At 52.7% G+C, this 17,612-nt stretch carries 16 protein-coding genes and 1 tRNA gene; 3 read left to right on the plus strand and 14 right to left on the minus strand.

Annotation, left to right across the window (positions count from 1 at the left end; translation table 11 throughout):
- Window positions 1-157 precede the first annotated feature (157 nt).
- The 3 genes from KTH_RS23205 to KTH_RS23215 all read left to right on the plus strand — a co-directional run bounded on the left by KTH_RS23205 (window position 158) and on the right by KTH_RS23215 (window position 2,438).
- The gene (locus KTH_RS23205) at window positions 158-559 is read left to right on the plus strand and encodes a hypothetical protein (protein WP_497621281.1); all 402 of its coding nucleotides are present in this window, start codon (window positions 158-160) and stop codon (window positions 557-559) included.
- Window positions 560-822: 263 nt separating this feature from the next.
- Window positions 823-1,290, plus strand: a complete 468-nt coding sequence (locus KTH_RS23210) for an FtsB family cell division protein (protein ID WP_497621283.1) — start codon at window positions 823-825, stop codon at window positions 1,288-1,290.
- 359 nt (window positions 1,291-1,649) lie between these two features.
- Window positions 1,650-2,438 (plus strand): gamma-glutamyl-gamma-aminobutyrate hydrolase family protein, encoded by a 789-nt coding sequence (locus tag KTH_RS23215; RefSeq protein WP_111325832.1) that lies wholly within the window; start codon window positions 1,650-1,652, stop codon window positions 2,436-2,438.
- A 184-nt stretch (window positions 2,439-2,622) separates the two neighbouring features.
- Here KTH_RS23215 and KTH_RS23220 read toward each other — a convergent pair whose 3' ends face one another.
- The 14 genes from KTH_RS23220 to modA form a co-directional block, all read right to left on the minus strand.
- Complete coding sequence (locus tag KTH_RS23220) at window positions 2,623-5,133, minus strand: LabA-like NYN domain-containing protein (protein ID WP_497621286.1); 2,511 nt, start codon at window positions 5,131-5,133, stop codon at window positions 2,623-2,625.
- Window positions 5,134-5,561: 428 nt separating this feature from the next.
- The gene (locus KTH_RS23225; protein ID WP_497621287.1) at window positions 5,562-6,287 is read right to left on the minus strand and encodes a CDP-alcohol phosphatidyltransferase family protein; all 726 of its coding nucleotides are present in this window, start codon (window positions 6,285-6,287) and stop codon (window positions 5,562-5,564) included.
- A gap of 405 nt (window positions 6,288-6,692) precedes the next feature.
- Complete coding sequence (locus KTH_RS23230) at window positions 6,693-7,547, minus strand: PHP-associated domain-containing protein (RefSeq protein ID WP_111325829.1); 855 nt, start codon at window positions 7,545-7,547, stop codon at window positions 6,693-6,695.
- A gap of 260 nt (window positions 7,548-7,807) precedes the next feature.
- Window positions 7,808-8,152 carry an ArsR/SmtB family transcription factor gene (locus KTH_RS23235; protein ID WP_497621290.1) on the minus strand — a complete coding sequence of 115 codons (345 nt, stop codon included), beginning with the start codon at window positions 8,150-8,152 and terminating at the stop codon, window positions 7,808-7,810.
- A gap of 168 nt (window positions 8,153-8,320) precedes the next feature.
- A tRNA-Lys gene (locus KTH_RS23240) sits at window positions 8,321-8,393 on the minus strand.
- 38 nt (window positions 8,394-8,431) lie between these two features.
- The gene (locus tag KTH_RS23245; RefSeq protein ID WP_497621293.1) at window positions 8,432-9,952 is read right to left on the minus strand and encodes a sensor histidine kinase; all 1,521 of its coding nucleotides are present in this window, start codon (window positions 9,950-9,952) and stop codon (window positions 8,432-8,434) included.
- Between the two features lie 5 nt (window positions 9,953-9,957).
- Entirely contained in the window at window positions 9,958-10,704 is a 747-nt protein-coding gene (locus KTH_RS23250; protein ID WP_497621295.1) for a response regulator, read from the minus strand.
- A gap of 81 nt (window positions 10,705-10,785) precedes the next feature.
- Window positions 10,786-11,361 carry an NUDIX hydrolase gene (locus KTH_RS23255; protein WP_111325825.1) on the minus strand — a complete coding sequence of 192 codons (576 nt, stop codon included), beginning with the start codon at window positions 11,359-11,361 and terminating at the stop codon, window positions 10,786-10,788.
- Between the two features lie 100 nt (window positions 11,362-11,461).
- Window positions 11,462-13,165: a benzoate-CoA ligase family protein gene (locus KTH_RS23260; RefSeq protein ID WP_497621297.1), complete on the minus strand. Its 1,704-nt coding sequence runs from the start codon at window positions 13,163-13,165 to the stop codon at window positions 11,462-11,464.
- A gap of 35 nt (window positions 13,166-13,200) precedes the next feature.
- Complete coding sequence (locus KTH_RS23265; RefSeq protein WP_497621299.1) at window positions 13,201-13,956, minus strand: TlyA family RNA methyltransferase; 756 nt, start codon at window positions 13,954-13,956, stop codon at window positions 13,201-13,203.
- Between the two features lie 33 nt (window positions 13,957-13,989).
- A complete protein-coding gene (locus KTH_RS23270; protein ID WP_497621301.1) occupies window positions 13,990-14,982 on the minus strand; it encodes an ROK family protein in 993 nt (330 codons plus the stop codon).
- Window positions 14,983-15,143: 161 nt separating this feature from the next.
- Window positions 15,144-15,743 carry a hypothetical protein gene (locus KTH_RS23275; protein ID WP_497621304.1) on the minus strand — a complete coding sequence of 200 codons (600 nt, stop codon included), beginning with the start codon at window positions 15,741-15,743 and terminating at the stop codon, window positions 15,144-15,146.
- A gap of 120 nt (window positions 15,744-15,863) precedes the next feature.
- Window positions 15,864-16,673 (minus strand): ABC transporter permease, encoded by an 810-nt coding sequence (locus tag KTH_RS23280; protein WP_497621307.1) that lies wholly within the window; start codon window positions 16,671-16,673, stop codon window positions 15,864-15,866.
- Window positions 16,674-16,698: 25 nt separating this feature from the next.
- Entirely contained in the window at window positions 16,699-17,505 is an 807-nt protein-coding gene (gene modA, locus KTH_RS23285) for a molybdate ABC transporter substrate-binding protein (protein ID WP_497621309.1), read from the minus strand.
- Between the last annotated feature and the right edge of the window lie 107 nt (window positions 17,506-17,612).

Here is a 17,612-nt window from a genome sequence, read left to right on the forward strand (position 1 = left end):
ACTGAATGCGCCTGCATGGAAAATAAAAGCTGCCTTGTAACTGGTTAAGAGTCTGCTTAAAGTTGTCAGAATGGGCTATTTGACCCCTGTTTTTCTGTCTTTTTTCCGATAAGATAGGGCGTGTAGAGAATAGATAAGCAGGTTAGGAGGTAATGCAATGAACGCAACGCTCTGTACTCCCGATATTTATAAGAGCACAAATCCTTTACAGGTGCAGGAGTCTCAGGAAATGACGAACAGCTATGCCACCGAGCCGATGCTTCGTGTCTCTGACATCTTGAAGGAGATGCCCCGGACGCATGAGCGCGAGGCGCACAGGTCCGAACAGGACGAAATCGAGGAGATGTATAGCGAGTTTGAGGAAGCAATCAGCCGCCGCTCTGGTGCGCTCCGTCTTGCCCTGATGAACACTGATGCCCTGCAACGTACATCGCGCCGTGTTCGCAAAACTGTTGACCGCTCTTCTCTCTATCGCACGCTGATTACAGCGGGTATCGCCTTTAATTGCCTGTTGCTTGGCTTTGACCTGATGGGACTGTTGGTTCTGTTGGGCCGATAGTGCGCGCCCTTTTTCTCCCTGGTTTGCTCCTGGTTTTCAACCACCAATTTTCTGCTTTGCCTCGTTTAGATAGATAACTGTATCAACACAGCTTTTCTCAGCTTATTTTTAGGTTTCTTCTGCCGATAGTAAAAAAAGGGATGAAGTGGCCTGTAGGGACGGTTGCGGGTCATCTTTTTTTCTCTCCACATACAATAATGTACAATAAAGGTAGAGCTACGGAAGCGGGTGCATGATTCGTGTTTCTATTGTAAGGAGTGCATGTGCAAAACCGTCCAAAGAGATCACAGCCTGGGGTACGGGTTGAAACAAGGATAACGTCAGCGATAGGCCGGGAGGAAACGGAGGGTAGGAGGCGAGCCAGAAGTATTTCTTTTTTTACGCATACGGTGCTCTGGCTGACCGGGCTTCTGTGCCTGGCTCTGTTGCTTGGCTCGCTGGCGCAGGCCTGGTCTAATAGCGGCTTGATGCAGCAGCTTGACCAGGAGAAACAGAAATACGCACAGCTTCAGCAGGAGCATGAAACGCTCAAGAAACAGGTAGACTACTATACAGATCCGAAAGTGATTGAGCAGGAAGCGCGTAATATTGGTTATGTCAAGCCCGGGGAACAACCTGTTATTCTGGTGAATGAGAAGGAGACGCCGCCAGCGCAGGTGAAACCAGAAGAGCAGCAACAACCGGCGCGAGGTTTCTGGGAAGAATGGTGGCGTATCTTCTTTGGAGGCTGACAGAATGCTAAAAGGGCCAATAGTCCTTCATTCTTGACATTACTTGTATGATAAATGTATAACATCCTCAAAGAGATGTTGTAACAATTAAGAAATATAGGGAAGTTCGAATTGAGACAAGAACGCATTCGCGAAGTATTAACCCGTAATATTGTTCCTTTTCTCATTATTCAGCTCCAGTGTTGGCTGGAGCTGGTCGGGTTTATGCTTTCAAGGCTGCGTTTCGTCGTATGAGAGATAAGCACTCATCATTGCGGAACGCACAAACAGAAAAGTTTGGTGTTTCGCTTTTTTTATTATCCTTTATAGTTTTTGGAAATTGTTTTGAACTCATCGTCAGTTAAAAGGAGTGGCTGGTAATGCGTCCATTAATAGGTATTCCCTGTCATTCAGGGGTGGGAGCGGAATCGGATAGACCGATATTCTTTAACAACAAAGCCTATATTCGTGCGGTGGAGTTGGCAGGCGGTGTTCCCATTTTGATTCCCATTTTTGAAGATCTTAGCGGTTTGGAAACTCTGTTGCCTCGTCTGGATGGTATCCTGTTCTCTGGAGGCATTGACGTACATCCAAGCGTATATCAGGAAGAGCCACACCCCATGCTTGGTGAGACAAACCCGCTGCTGGATAAGCTAGAACTGGCTCTGATGCGCTATGTCAAAGAAAAAGAGCTTCCGACACTTGGGATTTGTCGCGGTATGCAGTTGATGAATGTCGCGCTTGGTGGCAGCCTGTATCAGGACTTGCAGAGCCAATATCCTGGTAGCCTGAAGCATCCGAACTGGGAGCTCCCGCGCAATCATATGGTTCATAAAGTGATTATTGAGCCCGGTTCGCGAATGGAAAAGATCCTCGGTGTGCGAGAGACCAGAGTCAACAGTCTGCATCATCAGGCGGTCAAGAGCAAAGGAACCGGCGTAGTGATCAGCGGGCATGCCGAAGATGGTGTCCCTGAGCTGCTTGAGGTCCCTGGTCATCGCTTCATGCTTGCTGCGCAGTGCCACCCGGAGGAGATCTGGCGCGATGAGCCTGTATGGGGAAAACTCTTCCATGCCTTTATTGAAGAGTGCTCCAATGCCCATAAGCGGACAACGCTGACCATTGATAAGCTCTTTGCTCCAATTCAAACCCATATTCAGGCCATCTAGAAAGAACTTCCGTGCTTTGTTCCTACATTCTCTTCTAGAGCGGACCCCTGTAAGAGTTGTTTGAGAAACAGAAAGACAGTTCTTACGGGGGTCCTTTCTTGTGTGCAATAGAAAAGAGATCCGAGAGCATATTCAGCCTCTCGGATCTCTTGTTTTTGCTCTTGCGTTGCCGCGACAGTTTGCTTTACGAACGGATTTCTTCGAGCATTGACAGATTGATGAACAGGTCGCAGCTCTGGCGCAGCGTGGCTGACATGGCCTCGTCGAACGCGGCTACCTCAACCCGTACCCCATGATCGGAGCAGTAGTCGAGCATCGGCATAAAGTCGCTGTCTCCACTGACCAGTACAACGCAGTCGACTGCCTTGCCTTCGACCAGACGCACGACGTCCATACAAAGGTCAAGGTCAAGGTCTGCCTTTTTCGCACCACTTGAGAAGGTCTTATAGTTTTTCGTCGTGATGCGGTAGCCCAGGCCCTTCACTGCCTGCAAGAACATCTGCTCATCGCCCTGTTGCGGGCTGGTTGGACAGTAGGCATGTGCGCGAACCAGACGACGATTACCGCGCAGGAAATCCAGCAGCTTGCCGAAGTCGACAGAGAGTCGCAGCGTGCGCGCCGAGTACAGCAGGTTTGCCACATCCACAAAGACGCCGACGCGTTCATTGGATGGGAAGGGCGGCAGTGACACCGAAACGTTAGTCGGAGCCTGAGCCTGACGCCGCAGTTCTGCAACCATGCGGTCCGTCTGGAGCTGGAAGGCCTGCACAATCGTATTCGCCAGATGATTGAGGGCAGCGGTGTTCATCTGTTCCTGCTGCTGATGCTGCGTTGAGCGTCCCGTACTGCTGGATGTACTACCACCCGGGTAGATCTGAGGCCGAAGTAGCTCGGCGCGGGTGGTGCGTCCATCGCGTGAGAAGACGCTACCGCGAGCCGGTGAAGGCTCTGGAGCCATAAACGGTCCGGCAAGATCGTTGCCCTGATTCATCTGATTGACGGTATAGCCGGAAACAATCGAGTACGAAAGGCCGCTTCCCGCTGGGAGGGTCGGGCTCGGACGAGACGATGTCGGCTGATTCTGTTGCGGTTGCGTCGGTGTCTCGGTTGACGATGCCGCAGCGGTTCCGTTATTGGAAGCGCTTGAGCGATGGCGGCGACGGCGACGCGATGTTTTCTGTAACTCTGAATACTCGAGAGGAGGAAGATCTTCCGGTGCGATCTCCTCTACATGTCGGGAAAGTTCAGTCATAGGAGGAACCACCTCTGAGGCTGGAGGAGTTGCAGGGGCGGCCTCTTTTTGCCGTTCCTGAGAACGACGACGACTATGTTCTGCTTTCGTTGTTGTTGGAGAGGCATTTTCCGCTGTCTCCTGCCCTTGTGATTTAGTAGTAGTTGTAGGTTGTTGTTCAGGTGTTGTTGAATGAGCGGTCGCTTTCGCCTGAGGAGCCTGTTCCGTAGGTGTTTCGGTGCGGGTTGCCCGTGCCTCTTTGGTCTCCTCGTTCCGTGCGACCTGAGAAGTGGGTGGGTTAGCAGCGGCTGCCGGTGTGGTTGGATTACTGGTAGCGGCAGGCCGATCAAACCGATAGCGGCGAGCCGGACGTGGTTGTTCCGGTTCTGCGGGCGCGACCGGAGCAGGTTGTACCTCTGTCGGCTGCTCCGTTTCTGCCTTTTCCACAACTGGCTCTTTGGTTTCCTTCGCTTCCTTTTCCTCTCGGTGATGACGATTGCGGGACCGAGAGCGGCTGGCGGGCCGCAAAAGAGGCGAAACAGCGCGCTCAGGAGCAGCGGCGGGCTGCTCTTCTGGCTGTGCTTCAGCAGCCTGGGAGACCGGTTGCTCTTCTGTTTGGGGGCTGGCCTCGGCTGCCTGGACCTCTGGCGCCTGCTCTTCTTTGGGTGCTTCTTGTGTCGAGGGCTGTTCTTCCTCTTTGACCTCAATAAAAGGCGTCTCGGGTGTGGGTGAGAGAAGCGAGAAGGTATCCAGTTGTGATTCTTTTAGTGAGGCTTGAATGCGTGCCTGCGCCTCAGCTTGCTGGAACTCCTCGATAAAAGCCGTAAAAGGCCGAATGACGTTCTCTTCTGCATCAACCAGTGGAAGGGCAAAGGCTGCCGAACCCTCCTCTTCTTGCTTTGTCTCATTCTCTTTCTTCATATCGGCTGATTTTTCAGGTTCTTGAGCAGCTACAGGGGCTGGAGATATCTCCTGCTCCTTCTGTTCGGGCTTCTGCTCTTTTTCCGTTTCTGGTTGTGCGGATACAACGGCAGGTTCTTCGGCCTGAGACTCATGCGTGGTGGTAACAGCAACAGGTTGCTCCTCTGTTGATTTCTCCGGTTGCTGCTCTGTCTCAGCCTCAGAAGAAGGCGCTTCTTCTGTCACCTGCTCTTTGGGCTCAATGTCAGCAGGGGATTCCTGCTGGTCGCTGTGTTGCTGTGTTGACTCCTCAGTTGAGGCAGTCGTTGCTTCCTCGGTTGTTTCTGTTGCCCCGTTTGCTACCTCGGTCACAGACGAAGCGGCGGCATGTTTCGTCTTCTCCTCTTCAGCGGGCTGCTCGGCAGAGGGGTCCTTTGCTTCTACCGCCGCAGGAGTCTCATTCTCAGAAGCAGTAGAATCAATTGTGGATTCGGGGACAGAGGGATGCTGAGCGACAGCAGCATCAACGTCGTTGTGCTCGTGATCTGTATTATGTGTTGTCACTAAGATCTCCAGTCTCAGTCACTACGGACGGAGCACAGGGAATCACCATAGAGTATGCTCGACTGAAGATAGACGGGCGAACGCGTATTTCGGGCCTGATTGAGCTACCTTCGTTGCTGTCCCGGTGAAAATGCTGTGTACGACATTGTAGCCAGGTTTTATCACTACCGGGCCAATTGCACGTTCTGTATTGTGTACGGATATGCTCAACAAGGGCGGAAAGGAAATTCTCTGCCTCTTTGGTTGCCCTTTACAAATCCGCCCCCTTGCTTTCTCTTAGAGCCGTGACTTACCTGTAAAGCTATGATGATTAGGATGAACAAACAGGCGGGATTCCACTTACATGCTCACATCCACGCACGATTAACAAAAACAGTTTGTTCTTCTATGTACTCAGTCCGATCTTGTGTTCTATACGCCATTTTGAGTTAGTCTTGCTGCGAACCCCCACCGAACGGCGGCACGGTGGAAGGGATGGAACGAACATCTTGCTCTCTCTCGCTGTTCGCTCCCTGTGTTCCAGTCGGATAACTGCCACTGATATTGCTGGCCGGTTGTTCTGTGTGCGTTCGCGCATGAGAGTCTTGGCGAATGGTGTGCCGGACTGCAATCATACGCTCGACCGCGGTCACATTTGAGAACACCGCTAGCAGGGCAAGCGCCCAGATACCAGTGTTGGTTAAGAGTCCAAGTGCCAGTAGAATGACACGTTCAGGGCGGGCCAGAATTCCAACCTTACACTCTATCCCTAATCCTTCGGCACGAGCTTTTGTATAGCTTACCATTAAAGAGCCGACCACAGAGAGATAGATGAAAGTAATCATCCACATCTGTTCATTCTGAAAAGGCCATAATGGGTCCTGTAGATTGGGATGCCAGTATGCATAAAGAAGCATGCCCAACAGGATGATACTTTCTGAATAGCGGTCAATCGTCGAGTCCAGAAAAGCGCCAAAGGTTGTGGCGGACTGGCGAACTCGGGCCATTGCCCCATCAAACATATCAAAAATGCCCGCTAACAGCACCAGACACCCCCCAATAACCAAATAACCCCGAGCAATGACTATTGCGGTGAAGACACTCAACAATAGCCCGATGCCGGTGAGCATATTGGGAGTGATTCCCAGGCGGGCCAATGGTTTTATCAATATCATGACCAGCTGCCTGGCTCGTTGCTGTAAGCGACTGCTAAACATACACTTATTGTATCACACTTGCCCCTGAGAGGACTAGCACTTTTTGGTAGAGATATTTTGCTTTTCCCCTGATAAAGATTATCGTCCAACCATTCTACTTCTTAAAGGGGGATTGGGGCCTGCTTCCTGCCCTAAGGGCTGTTGTAAAGCTCCTGTGTGACCCTGCTGTTGGCCTCTTCTTCTCAGGCGACGAAAAAACCCACAGTCTAAATGTTGTCGGAAAAAGTATACCTGGAATGTGAGTCCTTTTCAATAGGATATGGACTTACGGATATGACTTTCCAGCCGATCCTGGATTCGATAAAGGCTTGCATCCCGCTCTTTTCGATTGGGAGTGCAAGCCTTCTCGTGCAAAGTGTCTGCTCAGGCGAGTTCTGCCTGTTGTTCAAAGCTCAGAAGCTCTGCATGCTGGCGGCGTCCCTGACGGCCTTCCTTGCTCATCAGGTAGCGTACCCACTGGACATACGCCTGCATATCCCAGAATGTGCCTCCTGGGGCTGTCTGGCCTGCGGTAATGTTGGCGCGAATCTCCTGTGCCGTCTTTCCGGCAAACCAGGTGCACCCTCGGCCAACGGCGCTCAATGAATGGGCGTCGCTGTTTCCAAGCTCGGGTAAGCCATAGACTGAGCGATTGACTACCATAGCGTGGCGGTTCGCATAGATACCGCAGAAGCTGGCGTTCCAGGTCTCAACACCATCAAACCAGACGTCTTTTGCGGCGTGAATGCGATCCATCACCGAACGCTGGCAGCTATGTCTGAAGAGGCGATGGAGTGGGTGGGCAATCACGGCTAATCCACCCTGTTCATGAATGAGATCAATGCTGCGCTCCATGCTCAGACCAGAGGGGATACGGTGCTCGATAAACAGGCCGAGCAGGTGCCCTTCTTTTGTCGTTATCTCTTCGCCAACGATAAAATCAAAGCGATATGAGCCCTTTTCCCAGAGATCGCGGGCGCGTAACGCCCCTTCAATCACATCATGATCGGTGATCGCGATAACGTCCAGATCGGTATTGTGCTGTACGTGGTCGAGAATCTGCTGAATGGTGGCGCACCCATCACTATAAGTGCTATGCATGTGCAGGTCAGCTTTTCCGGTTTTTCCGCTTTGCAGGGCCTGTTGCTGTGTCATTGCTTTTCCTCTGGCGAGCATGGCTGTGCCCTGTAAAGCCTGGTCTGAAGCGGGAGGCGCACTATTGCGTGTTTGGGTTATCATGTGGTTCCTTTTCTACCTCTGCAAAAACGAATTGGATTATCTATTGCTAAAAAAGACGTATCATACATTCTTTAACGCCAGATACATGCACTGTTAAATGTGCGTAATGTTTTTCTCTGGCTAATCTCAAGCAATGCTTCCTCGTCTTGAAAAACTCATCGGGATGCTGACATTACCTGAGCAATGATACCTTGAGGTCATGAATAGGTATCGGCTATACCTGCGTCTTTGTGTAGACTTATGGTATGAATGGGTACTTTTCATGAATCTTCCCTTTCCGCTTCAGCCTCTATCAGGGCCGCTCCTACCGGTGGCATGCTCTGTACGGATGGATCAATCAGTCCTTCCAGGCGCTGCAAGCAGGATCGGAAACGCTGCTGATTGAAGATGCAGTATACCTGTCGCCCTTCACGGCGCGTCTCGATCAGACCGGCGCGGCGCAGCTTGCGCAAGTGCCAGGATACCAGCGGTTGGCTGATACCAAGAGTGATCGAGAGATCGGAGACCGATATTTTTTCGTCTCGCGAGAGGTGGTAGATGATGGCCAGCCGGGTAACTCCGGCAAGGGCTTTCACCATCGCTTTTAGTTCGCGCCAGTTTTCCATAGCTTGTATCTCGACCGGAAAAGTGAAACAGGATGTATAAAGCTTTGTTTCATAAACGTATGTTTATATTTTATCGAGGTGATGCAAAGTGTGTCAAGGTCGGGGGAGTTTGGTAATAGCCAGAGCAGGGAGGAAAAAAAAGACCGACTCACTAAAGAGTCGGTCGAATGGGTGACCAGGGACTCGAACCCTGAACCTAGCGATTAAGAGTCGCTTGCTCTGCCAGTTGAGCTAGTCACCCGACTGCGAGAAGTATAATATCATACTGAGCTACTGAAGTCAAGCGGTTTTACTTGCAATTTTTTGCTGGCTTTGGGAATTGGCGACCAGTGGCAGCGTAAAGGTAATGCTGGTTCCCTGATGGGGAGTGCTGGTTGCATGGATGGTGCCTTTGTGGGCTGTGATGATCGCCTTTACGATCGCCAACCCGAGCCCGCTCCCGCCTGTTTTCCCCGTACGAGAGCGATCTGCGCGGTAGAAGCGCTCGAAAATATGGGGTAATGCCTCAGGTGCGATTCCTGAGCCTGTATCGCTGACATGAATGTGCAGATAGTTGTCTCGTGGCTCCGCACCAACCACAATGGTTCCTCCAGGTGGGGTATGGCGACGGGCATTGTCTAACAGATTGAGCAGTACCTGTGTGATGCGGTCGCTGTCAGCCTGCACCTGTGGTGTATGTGGATCGATTTCATTGCGAACGGTCAGACCCATCTGTTCGCATTCTGGCGCGATGACCGCAAGCGTTTCCTCTACCAGCGTGTGGATATTCAGCGGCGCAAGATCAAGCGTGGTACGCCCGGATTCGAGCGCGGTCACCTGTTGCAGGTCTGCGACCATCCGTCGCAGACGCTGCACCTCGCGTCCGATTCGCTGCGCAGTCTCCTGGCGCTGGGCAGGGTCAGAGATAATATCATCGGCCAGTGCCTCACTGAAGCCCTGAATGGCGGTCAGCGGCGTCGCCAGATCATGCGCGATGTTTGCCAGCAGCTCACGCCGGAATTGTTCCTGCCGATGAAGCTCGTTCACATCAGCCTCAATCGTGTCCGCCATCTCGTTAAAGGTGCGTGCCAGCATCCCTAGCTCGTCATGTGAGGGTGGAACATCGACCCGCTGCGTATATTGGCCCCGCTTCATTTTCTCGGCTGCCAGCGTGAGCCCTTTTAGAGGCGAGGTGAGGTGCCGGGCGAGCAGCAGGCTGAAGAGCAAGACGACAATGCCGATAATAATGGCGGTAATCAAAATCGTCTGGTTAATCTGGTTCAGCAGGTCACTGATATCCGGGCGCACGTCAACGATTACGAGGGCGCCGATATTCTCTCCCCTCAGCTCCAGAGGCTTGCTGATATAGAGTGTCGAAGAGGTTTTCTTTGCGAGTGTTGGTATCATCGCATAGCCTGTGCGAGTCTCTCCTTGCAACGAGGCTTTGAGGGCGGAGGGCAGAACGGGATGCTCACAGTTGCTGAAGGGATAGCCGATCGGCTGGTTACAGAGAAACATATTGCCCTTGTGGTCAAAAATCTGAACGAGGTAGGAGGTTGTGCTTAACAGCTCTTGAAGCTGATCGATCTTGGTTGTATCTCCTGTGATATAAAACCTGATATAGCTATTGGCGATCAGCTCTGCGTCATTCTGAATCAAGCGCAGGTGTGTATTGTAGAAGTAACTTTGGATTGCCAGAGAGGTGACCAGTGAGAGAAGAAGAATGGCCCCTAAGGCGACAAAGAGCATGCTGGAAATCACCTTGATGTGCATACTCAAGCTTCTGATCCAGCGCCAGAAATGCGCAAGAGCTGTCTGCATACGTTTTAGCCTCCAGATGATGACGCCGATTGTGGCACGAATTTGTAACCCACTCCCCAGACCGTCTGAATAAAGTGTGGTCGATGTGCAAGCGCCTCAAGCTTTTTCCGCAATGTCCCTATATGGACATCGACCGTGCGCCCATCCCCGAGGTACGAATAGCCCCAGATCTGGTTTAGAAGTGCCTCGCGAGTGAAGACACGATCTGGCGCTTTTGCCAGTGTCACCAGGAGATCAAATTCTTTGACGGTCAGCGAGATCTCCTGCCCATTGATGGTGACGCGTCGGGCAGGGATATTGATCAGAAGATTGTCATAGTGTAACTCTTCTGCCTGTTCGGGTTTTGCCACCTGCTCTTCACGCTCTGTTTTCTGCTCTGGATGTGAAGCCATACCAGTTGTTCGACGCAGGATGGCTTTTACCCGGCTGACCACTTCGCGCGGGCTGAAAGGCTTGACCAGATAGTCATCTGCCCCGACCTCAAGCCCGGCTATGCGGTCATCCTCGCCCTGTCTGGCTGTCAGCATGAGAATAGGAGTATTGGCCCAGGAACGAATGCGTCGACATACTTCCATTCCGTCAAGCATAGGGAGCATAAGATCCAGGATCACCAGATCCGGTTTTTCCCGGGCATGCAGCTCTATGCCTGCTATACCATCTTCCGCACTGATAACGGTATAGCCAGCCTGCTCCAGGTAGAGGCGCAAGACCTGCACAATATTTGCTTCATCCTCAATTACGAGAATCTTCATTGATATTGCTCCCGACTGTGCGACTTTCTAAGGTAACATATCAAGAGTTTGTAAAAAAAGCACTGATAATTTGTAAGATTTTTATAAGGTTGAACGCAGAATGCCAAGCCGTTCAAGTGCCATATAAGCCGCTGCGATCTGTCCCTGCACCGGGAATTCTCCGCTGTGGAGCAGGTGAAGCAGCTCGGCGGGCGTCACCAGAAAGTTCTCAATTTCTTCTGCCGGGTCAAGTTTCTGAGCGCCGGTTCGCCGGACGTTGCGGGCCAGATACCACCAGATCCGGGTGCGAGCACCAGTCGGATTGGCGATCATCTTTGCCAGTGGCTCGAAGTGCTCAGGTTCTGTGCTATAGCCTGTTTCTTCCATTAGCTCTCGCTGTGCGGTCAGAAGGGGCTGCTCGTATTCTCCTGGATCAATCATCCCCGCTGGAAATTCAATTACCACCTGCCCGATTCCGTGCTTGTATTGCCGATTGAGGAGAAAGCGCCCATCTTCCGTGACAGGAACGATCCCGACCCACCCGAAGTTCTCAATGATAAAGTAGTCGTCAATGATTTTGTTGTCAGGGAGCTGAACGCGTTCGCTTCGCACGCGGAGATATGGGGAATCAAGCAGTTGCTTGTAAGATAGTGTTTTCCAGGATTGTCTGACTTCCATGTATCTCCTTTTTTGCTCTTATTCAGGGTACAAATGCCTGTGCAGGCAGTGGTAGCCTGCCTTCCACAGACATTGTACGACACATTTCGTTTGTTTGAAACTATCGGCTGCCGCTGTCATCTGGAAGAGTACGAGCTGTGTCGCGCAGGCGGAAACGTTGGATTTTCCCGGTCGCGGTTTTTGGCAGCTCGGGTAGAAAGGCGATGGTGCGCGGGTATTTAAAAGGGGCAAGCCGTTCTTTCACAAAGGCCTTGAGCTCTTCTGTCAGCTCCTCTGTGGGTGTGAGCCCTTCTTTCAGCACAACAAAGGCTTTTGGCTTGATGAGTCCCTGGGCATCAGGGGCCCCCACGACCGCTGTTTCCAGCACTGCCGGATGCGCGATCAGGGTATTTTCAATCTCCACCGGAGAAACCCATTGCCCGCTGACCTTCAGCATGTCGTCTGAACGGCCTGCATACCAGAAATAGCCGTCGCTATCCTGAAAATATTTATCACCGGTCTGAATCCAATAGCCATGCATGGTCGCTTTGGTTTTTTCGTGCTTGTTCCAGTAGCAGGCTGCGATACTATCGCCAGCTATCAGCAGGTTTCCGGTTTCGCCCTGTGCTACCTCGTGCCCCTGTTCATCGACAAGCAGCGCACGATAGCCCGGCACAGGCTTGCCTGAGCTTCCCGGCCTGATATCTCCGGGGCGATTGCTGATGAAGATATGCAGGATCTCGGTTGAGCCAATGCCATCGAGAATCGGAACGTTGAAAGTTGCCTGCCAGCGTTGTTGTAGCTCTGCCGGAAGGGCCTCGCCTGCCGAGACACAAAGGCGCAAAGATGAGCAATTGTAACGCGCCACATCGGGTAGAGAAAGCATACTGGCATAGAGCGTCGGCACGCCGAAGAAGATGGTGGGGCAATAGCGCTCGATAAGCTGAAACATTGTTGCTGCCAGGGGCCGTCCGGGATAGTGGATGGCCTGTGCGCCAACGCTAAAGGGGAAATACAGGCCATTCCCAAGCCCATAAGCGAAGAACAGCTTTGCTGCTGAGAGCATAATATCCTGTTCGTTGATCTCAAGAATGGACCGTGCATAGTACTCGGTGCAGTAGATCATGTCGTGTTGGAGATGAACGCAGCCTTTCGGGAAGCCCGTACTCCCCGAGCTATAGAGCCAGAAGGCGCTGTCATCCTTACTGGTAGGGGCCAGGTCAAGCTGTAGTGAGGCGTGGGCGGTCCAGTCATCGAAGTCGTGCGTGGTGCTATCGAGTGGAACGGATGCCCCGAGATCATTGACGATGACGACATGACGCAGGTAGGGAAGCTCGGGGCGGAGTGGGGAGAGCGTTTGCCAGAGAGAGGCATGGATCAGGAGCACGCGGGCTCGACTATCGTTGAGCATGTAGCGATAGTCGTCAGGGCGGAGCTGGGTGTTCAGGGGAACTGGAACCGCACCCATTTTGATCGCACCAAAAAAAGCGGCGGCAAACTGCGGTGAATCGAGCAGCAGCAGGGCGATGCGCTGTTCAAGCTCGACACCGAGGGAGAGCAGCCCATTCCCGACGCGATTGGCCAGTTCGGCAATCTGTGCGTAGGTGTAGCGTTGTCCTTCATAATGGATCGCGACGCGGTCTCCTCTGCCTTCACGAAGATGGCGGTCAAGAAAGGCATCTGCTACGTTGAACTGTTCGGGGATGGTGACAGTGGGCGCAGCAGGGTCCAGTGGTGGTTGTCCGTAGAGCATGCTGTTGACTCCTTTCACGTCGTCGGCCTTGTGGGCACAGAGGACGTGTTGTTCAAGAACCACTCTGTTCATTACGGTACGAACAACAACATACAATGCCTGTTTTTTTATTGGGAAAAGCGGAGATGGAAGAGGAACTCGCGATTCCCGTCACGACCGAGAATCGGTGAAGCTGTTACCTCCTTTACTTGAAATGCTGTGTGTTGGGGGATCCATTCCTGAAGTTCTGCTAAAACACGCTGATGTACGGCTGGATCACTGATAATGCCGCCTCCTCGGTCCGCCTCCTTTTTCCCTGCCTCGAATTGAGGCTTGACCAGTGAGGCAATCCATGTCTCAGGAGAACGCTCTAAAAGCTGCTCAAGGGCGGGAAGAACCAGCCTGAGTGAGATAAAGGAGACATCAATTACGGCGCACTGCACTGCTTCGGGAAGTTCGGTCAGATGCCGGATGTTTGTGCGCTCCATCACAACGACACGACGGTCGTTCCGAAGCGACCAGGCAAGCTGACCATGACCGACGTCAACCGCATAGACCCGGCTGGCTCCGCGTTCAAGTAAGACCTGCGTGAAGCCGCCGGTGGAAGCGCCGACATCAAGCGCGACCTTGCCAGACGGGTCAAGATGGAAGGTGTCGAGCGCCTTTTCCAGCTTTAACCCGCCCCGACTGACATATTTCAGTTCAGGGGTGACTTCCGCAATGCGGCATTCGGCGTCGAGCGCAACCTGAACACCGGGTTTGGTCTGTTGCCGATCCCCCACATAAACCTGTCCGGCCATGATTAAGGCCTGGGCACGCTCGCGAGTTGGAACCAGGCCGCGCCTGACCAGTGCTACATCAAGACGTTCTTTTTTTGCTGGCATTGCCTGTTGAAGCCTCCCAAACTGTGAGAATAATTACCTGTTCAGATGATAGACCAGGGCACCTGCACCGATCAGGCCGACATTTGCGCCCAGACGGGCTAAGGCGATGCTTGCGCAGTTGTGCGGCTCGCGCATGGTGCGTTTCTCAACGATGCGATACGCTGGCTGCAACAGAATGTCGCCCATCTGTGTCAGCCCACCGCCGAGAATGATTTTTTCGGGATTAAAAATATGAATGATATTGACCAGACCAAAGCCCAACGCTTCTCCGGCTTTTTCTATGATATCACGTGCGACAGGGACGCCTGCTTTTGCCGCCTCTCCAATGACCCGGGCATCGATCTGCGTGGGAGGAACGTTTGTCTGTCGGGCGTATTCCAGGAGTTCCTCAGCCTTGCCCTGTGCAATCGCTTCCTGAGCTTCTAGCGCGATACCGGTACCCGAGGCCAGCCGCTCCAGACAACCGATGTTGCCGCAATTACAGATTGGTCCGCGCCAATCAATAGTGATATGTCCCAGTTCACCGGCCATACCGGCAACACCTTCCAGAATCTGTCCGCCTGCTATGACACCGCCACCAATGCCAGTGCTGATGGTCAGATAGACCATTTCGTTACAGCCCTGGCCTGCGCCAAACATATATTCGCCGAGGGCCGCTACATTGGCATCATTTTCGACATAGATGGGCACCTGATAGCGCTCCTGAAACAGGGTACGCAGTGGTGTGTGATCCCATCCGGGCAGGTTTGGTGGTGAAAGAATCTCTCCGGTTCGGTTATTTAAGGGACCGGGACAGGCAATACCGATGCCGCTGATTTCTTCAGGGGAGATACCCGCCTGCTCTATCGCCTGCTCTACTGTGGCAAAGAGCCGGGGGAGAACGCGCTCGGGTGTCGGGTTCTCACCAGTAAGCGTATTGGCCCGTGAGAGCAGTTCGGCTCCCCGCAGGACGGAGGCGCGAATTTGAGTTCCTCCGAGGTCCACGCCGACTACCAGCGGTGTGGTATCCCTCTTCTCTTCTACCATGTCATCATGCTCCAAAAAGACTTGTTCGAGATAGATCATACTGCATTTAAGCCGGAGGGACAAGCCCACACCAGAGCTTTTGACCGCAATCGGTCAATGGATCAATGCTGAAAAACTGAAGTGATTCCGGGATTGGTGGGTCTCTGTAGCACTGGTAGAATTCAGGAGAAGTGTTCGTTGTGATACGCTCTCTGAACCTGCTCTTGCACGCTGTACTCGGCATAGGGCTCCTGTGGTGGTGGCGCAGGCTCTGGCGGACGTCTTCCCCTGCTGATGAGACCCCCCAACGCGCCAAATCCCGCACCCAGACCCAGACCAACAATGACCCAGACGACCAGCGAAAGGAGCAGAGCAACAATCGAGTTCGCGATAGCACCTTGAGCGGAGCGGCCTGCAAAGCCGATAAGCAAAGGAATGGTTATCAGGAAGAGAAAGAAGAGCGAGCTCAGAATATACAGAAGGCTAAAAGCAACGCTGGCCCAGAGCCCGGCCTGAATGCCTGTTCGCAACTCGCCGGTTTTTTTCGTCGCCAGGATGCCCGCTATGCCATAGGCGATGCTGCTGAGTCCCCCCATCAATAACACATTGAGCAGGCTTGTAAGTATCGGTATATAAGTGACCGGGAAGGGTGTTCCTGTTGCTGCTACTACGGTGAGGAGGTTCGGGCAAAGCCTGGCAAGTGTGAGAATAAAAACACCAGAGATAGCCCCGGTCACCAGACCATACAGGGCGGCTGTTTTCCCGGAATTCGAGGTTTTCATGTGATATGCTCCTTCAATCTGTAGTGCGATCCGTGCGCGGGCGCTTCTTCTCTCACTCTACCCTGTTTTGGTGCAAGAGGGAAGGGGATGATGTGTTCTCTGTGTACTATTTTCCCGGATTTAGCTTTTGCGCTGTCCTAGCTGTAGCGCTAGCAGCAACCCAAAGGAGACTGCAAGCAGGACAACGGCGATCGCAATCGCTTTATCCAGATCGATCTGTGAGGAGATATAGACCGCGATTGGGAGCGTCTGTGTTGTGCCGGGGAAGTTTCCGGCAAACGTGATCGTAGCACCAAATTCGCCCAGAGAGCGGGCCCAGGCCAACCCAATACCGGAGAGAAGCGCGGGGCGCACAAGCGGTAAAGTCACATGCAGAAAGGTGTAGAGAGGCGTCGCGCGAAGGGTATAGGCTGCCAGCTCGTAGCGGGTATCGAGTTGTGCGAAGCCTGCACGGGCGCTGTTGATAAAGAATGGGGCGGCGATAAAGAACTGCGCCAGTATCACGGCGACCGTGGTGAATGGCAATGTGATGCCGAAAAGGGCAAGATAGCGCCCGATCAGGCCAACACGTCCGAAGGCCAGCAGGAGCGCGACGCCTGCCACCACTGGAGGAAGGACCGTGGGCATAGTGACCAGCGTTTCCAGCGCTCGTTTGCCCGGAAAGGTTGTGCGGGCAAGCAGGTATGCAACCGGTAAGCCAAGCAGGACCGCTAGCACGGTGCTGATGGTTGTGGTGACAAGGCTGAGCTGTAGCGCCCGCAAGGTATCCGGTTGGAGCAGTTCTTCCCAGACCCGCTGGGGCGCTTGCTGAAATAGCAAAGAGGCAAGTGGGATGCCGAGAAAGAGAAAAAAGAGAATGGCAGGCACACCAATCAAAAAACGTGTGAGCAGTGATGGACGTATCGTGCGGATCGGTTTTGCTCTTGCCACGGCATCTGGTTCCTTTCTCTCTGCTTTACTTTGGGGCCAGGAAACGATATTTTGTCAGAACGCTCTGCCCCTTGTCTGATAGGATATAGTCAAGGAAGCTCTGCGCTTCGGCACTATGCTGCGTCGTTTTAGTTACAGCAATCGGGTATTCGGCAATAACATTGAAATTATCTGGAATATCAATCGTATGCAGTTTCTGGGCCACATTGGCTGTCACGTCGGTGCTATAGACAAAGCCAGCATCAGCCTCGCCGAGCTGAACCTTCTGCACCACTGCTTTCACGTTCTCTTCTTCTGAGACAATGTTCTTCTTCACTGCCTCCACATAGCCAGTTCCATAGTCGGGTGATTTCCCCAGTTTGTCCAGCGCCTGCAATGTATATTTTCCAACCGGAACCGCCTGTGCTGCAACCACGATTTTTGTTTTGGCCCGAGCAAGATCTTTGAGCGTCTGAATATTGCTCGGATTTGCAGCGGGGAGAATCACAACCAGCTTGTTGCGTGCGAACACCTCGGGCTTGTTCACCAGACCCGCCGAGCTGGCCTTTTGCATATTGCGTTGATCGGCAGATGCAAAAAGATCGGCGTTGGCTCCATTCTGCATCTGTTGCACCAGGATCTGGGAGCCATTGAAGTTATAGGTAATGTGAATATTTGGATGTTCCTGTTGATAACTGGTGGAGATTTCAGTAAATGCTTCGGTGAGCGAAGCCGCGGCAAAGACGTTGAGCGAAATAGGGGACGGTTTGTTCTCTGCTGTTGGGTTGCCACAGGCGGCAAGCAACAAACAGAGTGTTGCAAGCAGGGTTACTGCCAATCGTGTAAGCTTCAAGGTAGCTCTCCCTTACTGTGCTTTACTCCATACATGATTATTCATAGATTGAGTATATACATGAAGTGTGATACCGTCAAGATGTGTGTGTGGCGTCTGGATTTTCT

This window comes from Thermosporothrix sp. COM3, from assembly GCF_059696735.1.